Below are 12,483 nucleotides of genomic sequence, written 5' to 3' on the forward strand. Positions count from 1 at the left end.
ACGATTTTACGGCGGAGAACTCGGCTGTTCCGAAATAATCCGGAAATCCCGGGTGTCATACAATCCGAATATGAACGTGGTTCTATCCTGCTCTCGCGCTCAAGCCATGTGGCGGCGCTGCGGGATGAACATTGCGCAACCGCGAAATGCTCTGGACATTCCGGCTTTCTGGCTGCATAAGCGGACAAGAGCTGGGCGAAACAGAGTCCCGCCGTCGAACGTCATATCAAGGCTTTGCGATGAAGAACTTCCTCCTTCAACTCTTCACCTGGTGGAATGGGCAGACCATGGGCACGCGCTTCTTCACGTGGCGCAAGGGCAAGCGTGTCGGCGAGGATCAATTCGGCAACGTCTACTATGAAGGTCCGATGTCAAGCTACGGCCTGCAGAAGCGCTGGGTGATCTACAATGGTTATGCCGAGGCCTCTGCCATTCCGCCGGGCTGGCATGGCTGGATGCATCACCGCACCGACGTTCCGCCGACCAAGCAGGACTACAAGGCGCATGAGTGGCAGAAGCCGCATCATGCCAACCTGACCGGCACCGCCGCCGCTTACCGTCCCCAGGGCTCGCTGGTGGAAGCAGGCCAGCGCCCGCGCGTCACCGGCGACTACGACGCCTGGACCCCCGGCAACTGACACCTTGTGGCCACAATCGCTCTGTAGGCGATGTGGCCTGACACGGTGGAATGAGGCGAATCTTGCGATCAAGGGCTAAGCTTTCATACGGCAGGGGGCTGCTCACCGGCCTTCTCGCGCTCGTTGCGCTTGGCTTTACGGGCGAGGCGCAGGCTGCGCGCATTTCCAACGCTGTTGCCGTTTTCGCCGGCCTCGACAAGATTACCGGCCGCGTCACCACGTTCGATGTCTACATCAACGAGACTGTCCAGTTCGGCGCGCTGCAGGTGACGCCGAAGGTCTGCTATTCGCGCGACGATACCGAAGCGCAGAAGGTCGACGGCTTCGTCGAAGTCGATGAGATCACCCTCGACCGCAAGATCCGCCGCATCTTCACCGGCTGGATGTTCGCCGACAGTCCCGGTCTCAACGCAGTCGAGCACCCGATCTATGACGTCTGGCTGACAGGCTGCAAGCAGAAGTCCGACGTTCCTCCGCCGGATTCCGCCTCGAAGGCCAAGTAATCTTTCAGTTGTTTGCGAAGGCAATATCCGGCCGTGACACCGCGTCGGCGAGCAATATCTCGTATTGCGCCTTCGGCACATCGATCGCCCCGAATGTCTTCAGATGTTCTGTGGTGAATTGCGTGTCGAGCAGGCGGAAGCGCCGTTCGCGCAGGCGCTCAACAAGATGGACGAGGCAGATCTTCGAGGCGTTCGTCCGGCGCGAGAACATGCTCTCGCCGAAAAAGGCCGCGCCCAGCGAGACGCCGTACAGCCCGCCGACCAGATCGCCATCCTCGAACGCTTCGACCGAATGGGCGTGACCCATTTCATGAAGCTGGCCATAGAGATCAAGGATCGTTTCGTTGATCCATGTCGTCGGGCGATCTTCCGCCGGTTCGCCGCATTTCAGCATGACGTCGCGAAAAGCCGTGTTGATGCGAATGTCGAAGGGGGATTTGCGCATCATCTTGGAAAGACTGCGCGAGACGTGGAAACCGTCAAGGGGGATGATGCCCCGCAGTTCCGGCTGGACCCAGAAGAGTTCCGGATCGTCAGCGGATTCGGCCATCGGGAACAGACCGATGGAATAAGCGCGCAGCAGGATTTCCGGCGTCAGTTCCGGGTCCTGTCGCTGCGCGCTCATGATGCTCGTCTTTACTCCGCCGGCTTTTCCGCCAGGTACTTTTCCAGCCAGTGGATATCGTAATCACCATTGGCGATATCCTGGTTGGAAATCAGGTCCTGGAAGAGCGGCAGAGTCGTCTTGATGCCGTCGATGACAAATTCATCCAGCACGCGGCGCAGGCGCATCATGCATTCGACGCGGGTGCGTCCATGCACGATGAGCTTGCCGATGAGGCTGTCGTAGTAGGGCGGGATGCGGTAGCCCTGATAGGCGCCCGAATCGACGCGAACGCCCAGACCGCCCGGCGCATGGAAATGCGTGATCGTTCCCGGAGACGGCGTGAAGGTACGCGGATCTTCGGCATTGATACGGCATTCGATGGCGTGACCGGAGAACTTGATCTCGTCCTGCGTGACCGAGATGCCGCCGCCCGAGGCGATACGGATCTGCTCGTGCACAAGGTCGATGCCGGTGATCGCTTCGGTGATCGGATGTTCGACCTGGAGACGGGTGTTCATTTCGATGAAATAGAACTCGCCGTTTTCGTAGAGGAACTCGATCGTACCGGCGCCGCGATACTTCATCTTCTTCATGGCGTCGGCGCAGATCTGGCCGATGCGCATGCGCTGCTCGACATTCAGGGCAGGGGAGTTGGCCTCTTCCCAGACCTTCTGGTGGCGGCGCTGCAGCGAGCAGTCGCGTTCACCCAGATGCACCGCATTGCCTTCGCCATCGCCCAGAACCTGAACTTCGATATGGCGCGGCTTGCCGAGATACTTTTCCATGTAGACGGCGTCGTTGCCGAAGGCAGCGAGAGCCTCGGAACGGGCCGTAGAAACGGCTTCGTCCAGATCTTCCTCGGACTTGGCAACCTTCATGCCGCGGCCGCCGCCGCCGGCGGTCGCCTTGATCAGCACCGGGAAGCCGATCTGACGGGCAATCTCCAGCGCGTTTTCGGGCTTCACCTCGCCGGCAGAACCCGGAACGACAGGGATGCCCAGTTCGACAGCCGTCTTCTTGGCCGTGATCTTGTCGCCCATCAGGCGGATATGTTCCGCCGTCGGCCCGATGAAGGTGATGCCATGGGCGTCGAGAATATCGGCGAACTTGGCATTTTCCGACAGGAAGCCGTAGCCCGGATGCACGGCGTCGGCGCCGGTGATCTCGCAGGCCGCAACGATCTGGTGGATATTGAGATAGCTGTCACGCGACGGCGGCGGGCCGATGCACACGCTTTCGTCGGCAAGGCGCACATGCATGGCGTCCGCATCGGCGGTCGAATGCACGGCGACAGTCGCGATCCCGAGTTCCTTGCAAGCCCGGAGGATGCGAAGCGCGATCTCGCCCCGGTTGGCAATGAGGACTTTGGAAATCATGGGCTGCCCCTTACTCGATGATCATCAAGGCTTCGCCGAATTCCACCGGTTGGGCGTCAGTGACGAGGATTTCGGTGACCTTGCCCGAGCGCGGCGCCGGAATCTGGTTCATCGTCTTCATCGCCTCGATGATGAGGATCGTCTGACCTTCCTTGACCGTCTGGCCGACCTCAACGAAGGGGCGTGCACCGGGAGCGGGCGACAGGTAGCTCGTGCCGACCATGGGTGAGGCCACCGTGTTCTTGGGGTCGCGCGCGGCGACGGCCGGCACGACAGCTTCGGCCGGAGCAGCGGCGGCAACAGCGACCGGCGCGGGGGCTGCAACGCTGTAGGCGGGCATGTGCATGGCTGCGGGGGCAGCGCGCGAAACGCGGATGCGCATGGCATCCTGTTCCACTTCGATTTCGGTGAGGTCGGTTTCTTTCAGGATGTTCGCGAGGTCGCGAATGAGGGCCTGATCGATGCCGGTCTTCTTCTCTGCCATGAAAATCGTCCTGTTCTTATTCTTCTCTAGAGCATTTCCAGAAAAAGTGCGAAACGGCCTTCCGTTCGGAAATGCGCGAAACCACGTCCTGTATCACCTCAATCGGCGGCGCGCGACATCGTCGCAGCGCCAGCCGGGCGGCGTCGGGGTTCTTCTATAGTCTGGACTTCAGGCAAATGGAAGCCATTGCTTGGGCGCGGCCTGTTTGCGGTGAATAAACCGGTTTAGCGCCGCAGAAAGGCGTGGATAACCCTTCCGGCCTGCACGATCAGCAGGTGGCTTTTCCGCAGGCGCGCATGTTGGCGACCTTCTGGGTCAGGACGTCGAGGCCGGCAGCGCCGGGGATGAGGTCATTGCCGATGATATAGGCGGGCGTACCCTGAATGCCCAGTGCGTCGGCAAGCTCGTAAGAGGACTTGACGCTCTGCTCGCCGGCATTCGCCGCCACCTGCTTGGCGATCTCCGCTTTGGAGACGCCGAGGCTTTCGGCGACCTTGAGGGCAGTTTCCTTGTTCGCATGGCCGGTCCCGCCGAGAAGCGCCATGTGGAACTGGCCGTATTTTTCCGGCGCAATCGCCCGGAAGGCGAGCGCGATCTTGTGCGCTTCGATGGAATCCTGACCGAGGATCGGGAATTCCTTGAGCACGAAGCGGACATTCGGATCGGACTTGATCAGCGCAGACATGTCCTTGATGGCATGCTTGCAATAGGTGCAGTTGTAATCGAAGAACTCGACGATGGTCACGTCGCCCTTCGGATTGCCCATCACAAGGTCGGAAGCGTCGGAGAAGAGCGCCTGCTTGTTCTTGTCGATGGCGCCGGCCGCCTTGGCCGCCGTTGCCTGTTCGCGCTTGGCCTGCAGTGCGTCCTGCGCCTCCAGCAGCACTTCCGGATTCTCGACCAGATACTGGCGCACGATATCGCCGATTTCCTTCTTCTGCGCATCGTCGAAGGCATTGGCAGGCGCCGTGCTCGCGAGGACGGAGGCGGCAACGAAGGCGCCTGATGCCAGCAGGTTGATGATCTTCGATGCCATGTCTGTCTCCTGTTCGCGCGTCCGGAACTGCGTCGTGCCGTCATATCAGACGGCAAATATGTTTGGCCTGTGGCAAAGCGTCCGGCGCTAAATTTATCTCTGCGCTCTTTACAATCGGCTGCCCCTGAATACAAACCGCAAAACCTGACAAAATGACCTGATCGCGCGAATGTGAAGACATTGCAGGCGGGCAGGGCGCGGACATTCGAGGAGACTGCCTTGGCCAACCTTTCGACACGTGGAAACGTTGAACCCTTCCACGCCATGGATGTCCTGGCCGAGGCGACGAGGCGCCGCGCTGCCGGCCATCCTGTCATCTCCATGGCGGTAGGCCAGCCGTCGCATCCGGCGCCGAAGGCAGCGCTCGCCGCCTCGCGCGCTGCGCTGGAGCATGGTCGACTGGGCTACACGGATGCACTCGGCCTCCTGTCGCTTCGCCAATCCCTGTCGTCCCACTATCAGCTTCGCTATGGCGTTTCCGTCGATCCCGCGCGCATAGCCGTCACCACCGGTTCGTCTGCCGGTTTCAATCTGGCTTTTCTGGCGCTTTTCGATCAGGGCGATTGGGTGGCGATCGCGCGCCCCGGCTACCCCGCCTATCGCAATATTCTCAAGGCGCTCGGACTGAACGTGCTGGAAGTCGCGGCCGATGCAGCAAGCGGCTTCACCCTGACGCCGCAGACGCTTGAGGCGGCCGCAGCCGAGGCCGGAATCCGCCTGAAAGGCGTGCTGCTTGCAAGCCCCGCCAACCCGACGGGAACGGTGAGCGGCGCAAGAGCGCTGAGGGCGCTCGCAGACTGGTGCGACGCCAATGCCGTTCATTTCATTTCCGATGAAATCTATCATGGCTTGACCTATGTCGGAGAGGAAACGACGGCTCTGTCGGTGACGGACAAGGCGATCGTCATCAACTCCTTCTCGAAATATTACTGCATGACGGGCTGGCGCATCGGCTGGATGGTCCTGCCGGAAGACATGGTCCGCAGCTTCGAACGCATAGCCCAGAGCCTCTACATCTCCGCGCCCGAGCTTTCCCAGATCGCGGCCGAAGCGGCGCTGAACGAAACGGCGGAGCTGGAAGACGTGAAGGCAAGCTATCGCCAGAACCGCGAAATCCTGCTGGAGGCCCTTCCGCGCATGGGCCTGAAGCTGGCTTCGCCCATGGACGGCGCCTTCTACGCCTACGCGGATGTCAGTCGCTTTACCAATGACTCGATGGGCTTTGCCCGCCGCATGCTTGCCGAGACCGATGTCGCGGCAACGCCCGGCATCGACTTCGACCCCATCGACGGACACCATACGATGCGCTTCTCCTATGCTGGTGCGACGGCCGAGATGGTCGAAGCCATGGCGCGGGTGAAGAACTGGCTGAAGGCCATCTGACCATCTTTTCCGGGCAGAAGTCTGTTTTCGCTCCGGCTTCGCCTTGGAATTCGATCCCCGCCGCCTATATTGGGCTCACCTGTCCCCTGACCCAATTATGCTTCAGAGGTTACTGATGAAATCCTTGGAACTGCTTGTAGAGCGCATCATTCTGTCCAGCCGCTGGATATTGGTGGTGTTCTATCTCGGCCTTGCTGCGGCTCTTGCGCTTTATGGGTTCTCGTTCCTGCTGAAGTTCATCAAGATCGCTTCCAATGTCATGGTCGCCAACGAAGGGGACATGATCCTTGCTATGCTCGGTCTCATCGACGCGGCGCTTGTCGGCAGCCTGATCGTCATGGTGATGATCTCGGGCTACGAAAACTTCGTCAGCCGTTTCGACGAAGCCGAGGCCGATGCCGAAAACAAGGATGTTTCCTTCCTGGGCAAGCTCGATTCCGGCAGCCTGAAGATCAAGGTTGCCTCGTCCATCGTGGCGATCTCGTCGATCCACCTGCTGCAGGTTTTCCTCAACATCAACGAATATACCGACACGAAGATCGTTCTGCTGACCGGTATTCACATTGCCTTCGTCGTTTCGGCGCTGATGCTCGGCTATCTGGAGAACATGATGTCGAAGACGAAAAAGGGTGTTGGCAAGGGCTGATAGCTGACCGTCAGCGCCGGCCGAAGGCGCGCAGGAAGGTCTTGACGGCGCGTTGCGCCATGCCGGTGCATTCGTCTTCGCTCGGGAACCTGCCAAGCTGGAATTCTGCGCGCCACTCGGCAGTGAGAAGCGCCAGATATTGTCGCGCAGCCAGTGTCGAATCATCGATTTCGAGATGCCCGTTCAGAGCCAGCTGTGATAGATGCGCCGCCACCAAGGAGCGTTTTCGACCCGAACCGTATTCGCGCCAGACCGTGAAAAGCTCCGGATAACGCCCACTCTCGTTCTCTGCCAACCGGAGCAGCCAGCGACTCGTCTTGTCCTGCGTGAGATGATTGAGGAAGCGGGCGGAAAACGCCGTCAGCTCCGCCTCGACATTGTCGGGCTTCTCCGGGAACTCCTCCATCAGAAGCATGAACTTCGCCGCCGACTTGTCTGTCAGCGCCGCGACGACCTCCTTGAAGAGCCCGTCCTTGTCGCCGACATGATTATAGATCGTTTGCCGCGACACGCCGGCCTTGGTCGCGACAGCGTCAATGCTCGCCCCCGTATAACCATCCTGACAGAAAACCGTCGCAGCCGCCTCTAGGATGCGGTCACGCTTGGATTTGGCAAGGTCAGGCTTTTCGACGGTTTCAGTGTCCATGAACCCGAAATAATCCTTCCATCAAAAATTTTCAAGTTGGACACTCTTGTCCAATTGGACATTTGTGTCTAAAAATATGGGCAGAAACGAATAATGCGGCGGCGAACTCCCATCGGCGCCTTGTCCATCCCCATAAAGAACCGGAGAGATTTCGATGAAGTCCTCGACGCTTTACTACGCCCTGATTCTGGGCTTTCTGTCTGCCGTTGGTGTTTCGGCGCTGGATATCTACCTTCCGTCGCTGCCCTCGATTGCGAGGGATTTCCAGACCGATGGCAGCGCGACGCAGCTCAGTCTCACCTCCTACTTTATTGCGATGGCCGTCGCACAGATCGTCTACGGATCCCTCTCCGACATGTTCGGCCGGCGTCCGCCACTGGTTGCAGGAATGACCATTTATATGATCGGCGCAATCGGCTGCGCACTGGCGCCGAACATCCATGCGCTGATTGCCTTCCGCTTCGTTCAGGGTCTGGGTGCGGGGGCAGGGGCAGTCATTGCCCGCGCCGTCGTTCGCGACCTTCATACAGGGCCGGAAGCGGCGCGGCTCATGTCCCTCCTCATGCTGGTTTTCAGCATCTCGCCTCTGCTCGCACCGCTTGCCGGCAGCTTCATCGTGTCTGTAGCGACCTGGCGCGATATTTTCTGGGTTCTGACCGCCTTCGGCCTGCTCGGTGTTTTCCTTGTGACCTTTGTGCTGAACGAGACGCGCACCCGCGAGAAGCGTCTGGAAACCAGCCTGTCCGGCGCCTTCCGCAATTATGGGTTTCTGTTGATGGACCCGTATTTCATGGGCATTGTCGGCATCGCCGCTTTCGGCATGTCGAGCTATATGGTCTATGTTTCGAACTCGTCCTTCGTGATCATCGAGCATTTCGGCCTTTCGCCCTCGGCCTATGGCATGATGTTTGCGCTCAACGCCATTCCGTTCTTCGTCTTCTCGCAGTTGAACGCCCGTCTTGCCAGGCGCTACGGGCTGCGCCGCGTGGTTCGGACGGCGTCCTTGCTCTACTCCTCGATGATGGTGTTGCTGCTGGCCACGCGTCTTGCCGGTGTGGATAATTTCGCAGTCATGACGGTGTTGCTGCTGGCGGGCTATGGCTTCCTCGGTCTGGTCGTCCCGTCCTCCGCCGTTCTGGCACTCGAGGCACATGGGCGAATCGCGGGCACGGCATCCGCCTTGATGGGCACACTCCAGTTTGTGGCGGCTTCAGCGGTGACGGCACTGGTATCGCTGTTCTTCGACGGCACCTCGTTGCCGATGATCGCCGGCATCGGTCTATGCTCCATGATGGTGGTGATGTTCAGCCTGCTGACACTGCGTCCGGTATCCCGCACGGTCGTTGCCGCCGAGTGAGAGGAGGCCGATGGCCAAACGAAAAAAGGGGAGCCTTTGGGCTCCCCTTTTGCATGCGATGAATAGGCACGATCTCAGTCGATATCCGCGACTTCGACATTCGCTCCGCCAGTCACCCGGTGGGCGAGGGCTGCTTCCATGAACTCGGTGATGTCGCCATCGAGAACATCGCCGGGAGCCGAGCTTTCGACGCCCGTGCGCAGGTCCTTGACCATCTGGTAGGGTTGCAGGACGTAGGAGCGAATCTGATGGCCCCAGCCGATATCGCTCTTCGACGCGGCTTCCGCGTTGGCGGCCGCTTCGCGACGTTCAAGCTCAGCCTCATAGAGGCGCGAGCGCAGCATTTCCCACGCCTTGGCGCGGTTCTTGTGCTGCGAGCGTTCCTGTTGGCACGCCACCACGATGCCGGAGGGCATATGCGTGATGCGCACGGCCGAGTCGGTCGTGTTGACGTGCTGGCCACCGGCGCCCGACGAGCGGTAGGTGTCGATACGGCAATCGCTTTCGTTGATATCGATCTGGATCGAATCATCGACCACCGGATAGACCCAGATGGACGAGAAGGACGTGTGCCGGCGCGCGTTGCTGTCATAGGGCGAGATGCGCACGAGACGATGCACCCCTGACTCGGTCTTGAGCCAGCCATAGGCATTCTCGCCCTTGACGAGGATGGTCGCGGACTTGATGCCGGCTTCTTCGCCGTCATGCATTTCCAGGATTTCCACCTTGAAGCCCTGACGCTCGGCCCAGCGCGTGTACATGCGCAAAAGCATGTTCGCCCAGTCCTGGCTCTCGGTGCCACCGGCGCCCGAATGCACTTCCAGATAGGTGTCGTTGCCGTCAGCTTCACCCGAAAGCATCGCTTCGACCTGGAGGCGGGCAAACTCGGTGCGCAGCGCGCGGATCGACTCTTCGGCATCCTTGACGATGCCCGGATCGTTCTCGGCCTCGCCAAGCTCGATGAGTTCGATATTGTCAGCCAGTTCCGATTCGAGCTTCTTCAGGCCGTTGATGCTCTTGTCCAGGTTCTGGCGCTCGCGCATCAGCTTCTGGGCTTCGGTCGGGTTATTCCAGAGATTGGGATCTTCTGACTTGTTGTTAAGCCAGTCGAGACGTCTTATCGCCTGATCCCAGTCAAAGATGCCTCCTCAGCAGGCTTATGGCCTGCTTGATTTCGTCGACAATATTCTCAATTTCGATACGCATGGTTCCGCTTCTTCTGCTTGGTTCGAAAAGCTGGCGATGACATAGTTTCTGCCGCCGCCGATGTAAACCCGGCAAACGAAAAAGCGCGGGCCTCAGACCCGCGCTTTCCTGTTTCTGGGGCGACTCGTCAGAACAGCCCCGGCTGCCCCTGTTTCACCGCATCGTTGGCCTGCGGCGACTGGTTCATGATCTCTTCCGGCGTCGCGTAGTCCTCGCCGCCGATGACCGAGAAGGTGTTGGCCGGGCCGGTGCCGGGCTTGAAGGCTTCCACGATCGTGTTCGGATCGCCAGGAGCGGCTTCCATCCCCGTCTTGCGGTCGACGGCAATCATGTTCATGCCGTTCGGAACGATGAATTTGGACGGGGGAATGCCCTTGTCCGCGTCCTGCATGAACTCGTTGAAGATCGGCGCGGAGAGGTGACCGCCTGTGCCGCCGCGGCCCATCGGCTGCGGGTTGTCGTAGCCGATGTAAACGCCGGCCACGAGATCCGGCGTGAAGCCGACGAACCAGGCGTCTTTTTCATCGTTGGTCGTACCGGTCTTGCCGGCCACGTCACGGTCGAGCTTGACCTGACCGGCGGCCGTGCCGCGCTGAATCACCCCCTGCATCATCGAGGTGATCTGGTAGGCGGTCATCGGGTCGAGAACCTGCTCGCGCTTGTCGTCGACGATCGGCTCTTCTTGGTTCTTCCAGTCGGCCGCGTTGCAGTTTTCGCAGACGCGATCCTCATGCTTGTAGATCGTCTTGCCGGTGCGGTCCTGAATACGGTCGATCAGCGTCGGCTTGATCTGCTTGCCGCCATTGGCGATCACCGAATAGCCGGCCACCATGCGCATGACCGTCGTCTCGCCCGAACCCAGCGCCATGGCGAGAACAGGCTGCATGTGATCATAGATGCCGAAGCGTTCGGCATATTCCGCCACCGTGTCCATGCCCATGTCGTTGGCGAGGCGCACCGTCATCAGGTTTCGCGACTGTTCGATGCCGCGCCGCAGCGTCGAGGGACCGGCGAAGTCACCACCATAGTTCTTCGGCGTCCAGACCTGGCCGTTCGGCAGCTTGAGCTCGAACGGTGCGTCCATGACCACCGAGGCGGGCGTATAGCCGTTATCGAGGGCCGCCGCGTAAACGAACGGCTTGAAGGAGGAGCCAGGCTGGCGCATGGCCTGCGTGGCGCGGTTGAATTCCGACTGGCCGTAGGAGAAGCCGCCGACCATGGCCAGAACGCGGCCCGTCTTGGGATCCATGACGACCATGCCGCCCTGGATCTTCGGCGGCTGGCGCAGCTTGTACTGGCCCGGCTTGCCGTCGATCGCCTGGACATAGACGACATCGCCCGGCTGGAAGATGTCGACTGGAGACTTTGCCTTCGTCATCAGCGATTTGGATGAGCGATAGGCCCATTTCATGTTGGCGTCGTCGATGCGGCCGCGCTGGCGCTCCGGATCGACCTTGCCGCCCGGATCGTGTTCGGGACGGATGCCGATGTCGACGCCTTTGCTGTCGGTTGCGAGAACGACCGCAAGCTTCCATTCCGGCACGTCGCGCATCTCGTCGAGCTTCGAAAGTGCCGGACCCCAGTCACCCGTAATGGAGATGTGGTTGATCGGTCCATGATAGCCACGCTTGATGTCGAAATCGATCAGCGCGTCCTGCAGCGCCTTGCGCGCAAAGATCTGAAGCTTCGGGTTCAGCGAAGTGCGCACGGAAAGGCCGCCTTCGTAAAGCGCCTTCTCGCCATACTGGGCGATGATCTGGCGACGGGCTTCCTCGGCGAAGTAATCGGAGGCGAAGAGATAGGTGCCGGCCTTGCGGCCCGTCACGCCGAGCGGTTCCTTCTTGGCGGCCTCGCCATCATCCTTGGCGACATAGCCGTTCTCGACCATGCGGTCGATCACCCAGTTGCGGCGCTCGAGCGCGGCGTCCGGATGGCGGAAGGGGTTGTAATTCGCCGGACCTTTCGGCAGCGATGCCAGATAGGCGCATTCCGCAATCGACAGTTCCGTCACCGGCTTGTCGAAATAGGTCAGCGCCGCAGAAGCGATGCCATAGGAGTTCAGGCCGAAGAAGATTTCGTTGAGATAAAGCTCGAGAATGCGATCCTTCGAATAGGTCTGCTCGATGCGCAGCGACAGGATGGCTTCCTTCGCCTTGCGCGAAAGCGTCTGGTCGGAGGAGAGCAGGAAGTTCTTGGCGACCTGCTGGGTGATCGTCGAGGCGCCGACGGGGCGGCGGCCGCTGCCCATATTCTGCAGGTTGACCAGAATGGCGCGGCCGAGGCCCATCAGGTCGAGACCCGGATGGCTGTAGAAATTCTTGTCTTCGGCGGAAATGAAGGCGGCCTTCACCCGATCTGGAATGGCCTGGATCGGCAGGTAAAGGCGGCGCTCATGCGCATATTCGGCAATCAGCTGACCGTCGCCGGCATGAATGCGCGTCGTCACCGGTGGTGCATAATTGGCCAGCACTTCGTAGTCCGGCAAATCCTTCATGACCGAATTGAGATAGATCGCCGCAGCGCCGGCAGCGCCAAAGAACAGGATCGCGCACAATCCGAAGAAATATCCGATCAGTCTAATCATTTGCCTTTACCGGTTTG

Annotated in this window: 12 protein-coding genes; 5 read left to right on the forward strand and 7 right to left on the reverse strand. The window is 60.2% G+C overall.

Translation table 11 applies throughout. The annotated features are described in order from the left end of the window. The first annotated feature begins 239 nt into the window (after positions 1–239). Together LQK83_RS07820 and LQK83_RS07825 are read left to right on the forward strand one after the other, a co-directional pair. Positions 240–638, forward strand: coding sequence for an NADH:ubiquinone oxidoreductase subunit NDUFA12 (locus LQK83_RS07820; protein ID WP_230836815.1), 399 nt, complete (start codon positions 240–242; stop codon positions 636–638). A gap of 50 nt (positions 639–688) precedes the next feature. After that, a complete protein-coding gene (locus tag LQK83_RS07825; RefSeq protein ID WP_442966721.1) occupies positions 689–1,141 on the forward strand; it encodes a DUF2155 domain-containing protein in 453 nt (150 codons plus the stop codon). 4 nt (positions 1,142–1,145) lie between these two features. On the opposite strand, the gene aat is transcribed toward LQK83_RS07825, so the two are convergent. The 4 genes from aat to LQK83_RS07845 all read right to left on the reverse strand — a co-directional run bounded on the left by aat (position 1,146) and on the right by LQK83_RS07845 (position 4,644). Continuing rightward, positions 1,146–1,766, reverse strand: a complete 621-nt coding sequence (aat, locus tag LQK83_RS07830; RefSeq protein ID WP_230836818.1) for a leucyl/phenylalanyl-tRNA--protein transferase — start codon at positions 1,764–1,766, stop codon at positions 1,146–1,148. Between the two features lie 11 nt (positions 1,767–1,777). Beyond that, positions 1,778–3,124, reverse strand: a complete 1,347-nt coding sequence (gene accC, locus LQK83_RS07835; RefSeq protein ID WP_230836820.1) for an acetyl-CoA carboxylase biotin carboxylase subunit — start codon at positions 3,122–3,124, stop codon at positions 1,778–1,780. 10 nt (positions 3,125–3,134) lie between these two features. Continuing rightward, positions 3,135–3,608, reverse strand: a complete 474-nt coding sequence (gene accB, locus LQK83_RS07840) for an acetyl-CoA carboxylase biotin carboxyl carrier protein (RefSeq protein WP_230836822.1) — start codon at positions 3,606–3,608, stop codon at positions 3,135–3,137. 268 nt (positions 3,609–3,876) lie between these two features. Further along, the gene (locus LQK83_RS07845) at positions 3,877–4,644 is read right to left on the reverse strand and encodes a DsbA family protein (RefSeq protein WP_230836824.1); all 768 of its coding nucleotides are present in this window, start codon (positions 4,642–4,644) and stop codon (positions 3,877–3,879) included. 219 nt (positions 4,645–4,863) lie between these two features. Between LQK83_RS07845 and LQK83_RS07850 the strand changes: the two genes are divergently transcribed. After that, a complete protein-coding gene (locus LQK83_RS07850) occupies positions 4,864–6,027 on the forward strand; it encodes a pyridoxal phosphate-dependent aminotransferase (protein ID WP_230836825.1) in 1,164 nt (387 codons plus the stop codon). Positions 6,028–6,142: 115 nt separating this feature from the next. Then, a complete protein-coding gene (locus LQK83_RS07855) occupies positions 6,143–6,673 on the forward strand; it encodes a TIGR00645 family protein (RefSeq protein ID WP_230836827.1) in 531 nt (176 codons plus the stop codon). 10 nt (positions 6,674–6,683) lie between these two features. On the opposite strand, the gene LQK83_RS07860 is transcribed toward LQK83_RS07855, so the two are convergent. Beyond that, positions 6,684–7,319, reverse strand: coding sequence for a TetR/AcrR family transcriptional regulator (locus LQK83_RS07860; protein ID WP_230836829.1), 636 nt, complete (start codon positions 7,317–7,319; stop codon positions 6,684–6,686). Between the two features lie 154 nt (positions 7,320–7,473). On the opposite strand from LQK83_RS07860, the gene LQK83_RS07865 reads away from it, so the two are divergent. Next, entirely contained in the window at positions 7,474–8,676 is a 1,203-nt protein-coding gene (locus LQK83_RS07865; RefSeq protein WP_230836831.1) for a multidrug effflux MFS transporter, read from the forward strand. Positions 8,677–8,750: 74 nt separating this feature from the next. Here LQK83_RS07865 and prfB read toward each other — a convergent pair. Then, positions 8,751–9,882 (reverse strand): peptide chain release factor 2 gene (prfB, locus tag LQK83_RS07870; protein WP_230836833.1). Its coding sequence is split into 2 segments (ribosomal slippage): positions 8,751–9,812 and positions 9,814–9,882, totalling 1,131 coding nucleotides; the frame shifts between segments, so codons are not numbered across the junction. A gap of 127 nt (positions 9,883–10,009) precedes the next feature. Continuing rightward, entirely contained in the window at positions 10,010–12,466 is a 2,457-nt protein-coding gene (locus LQK83_RS07875) for a penicillin-binding protein 1A (RefSeq protein ID WP_230836835.1), read from the reverse strand. Positions 12,467–12,483 lie beyond the last annotated feature (17 nt).

The organism is Rhizobium sp. C1 (assembly GCF_021026335.1).
Taxonomy (GTDB): domain Bacteria; phylum Pseudomonadota; class Alphaproteobacteria; order Rhizobiales; family Rhizobiaceae; genus Ensifer_A.

Bases quoted from the DNA above. Each gene is read 5' to 3' on its own strand.
- LQK83_RS07865 (WP_230836831.1), top strand. From the start codon at position 7,474: ATGAAGTCCTCGACGCTTTACTACGCCCTGATTCTGGGCTTTCTGTCT.
- accC (WP_230836820.1), bottom strand. From the start codon at position 3,124: ATGATTTCCAAAGTCCTCATTGCCAACCGGGGCGAGATCGCGCTTCGC.
- LQK83_RS07820 (WP_230836815.1), top strand. From the start codon at position 240: ATGAAGAACTTCCTCCTTCAACTCTTCACCTGGTGGAATGGGCAGACC.
- LQK83_RS07860 (WP_230836829.1), bottom strand. From the start codon at position 7,319: ATGGACACTGAAACCGTCGAAAAGCCTGACCTTGCCAAATCCAAGCGT.
- LQK83_RS07825 (WP_442966721.1), top strand. From the start codon at position 689: ATGAGGCGAATCTTGCGATCAAGGGCTAAGCTTTCATACGGCAGGGGG.
- LQK83_RS07875 (WP_230836835.1), bottom strand. From the start codon at position 12,466: ATGATTAGACTGATCGGATATTTCTTCGGATTGTGCGCGATCCTGTTC.
- accB (WP_230836822.1), bottom strand. From the start codon at position 3,608: ATGGCAGAGAAGAAGACCGGCATCGATCAGGCCCTCATTCGCGACCTC.
- aat (WP_230836818.1), bottom strand. From the start codon at position 1,766: ATGAGCGCGCAGCGACAGGACCCGGAACTGACGCCGGAAATCCTGCTG.
- LQK83_RS07845 (WP_230836824.1), bottom strand. From the start codon at position 4,644: ATGGCATCGAAGATCATCAACCTGCTGGCATCAGGCGCCTTCGTTGCC.
- LQK83_RS07855 (WP_230836827.1), top strand. From the start codon at position 6,143: ATGAAATCCTTGGAACTGCTTGTAGAGCGCATCATTCTGTCCAGCCGC.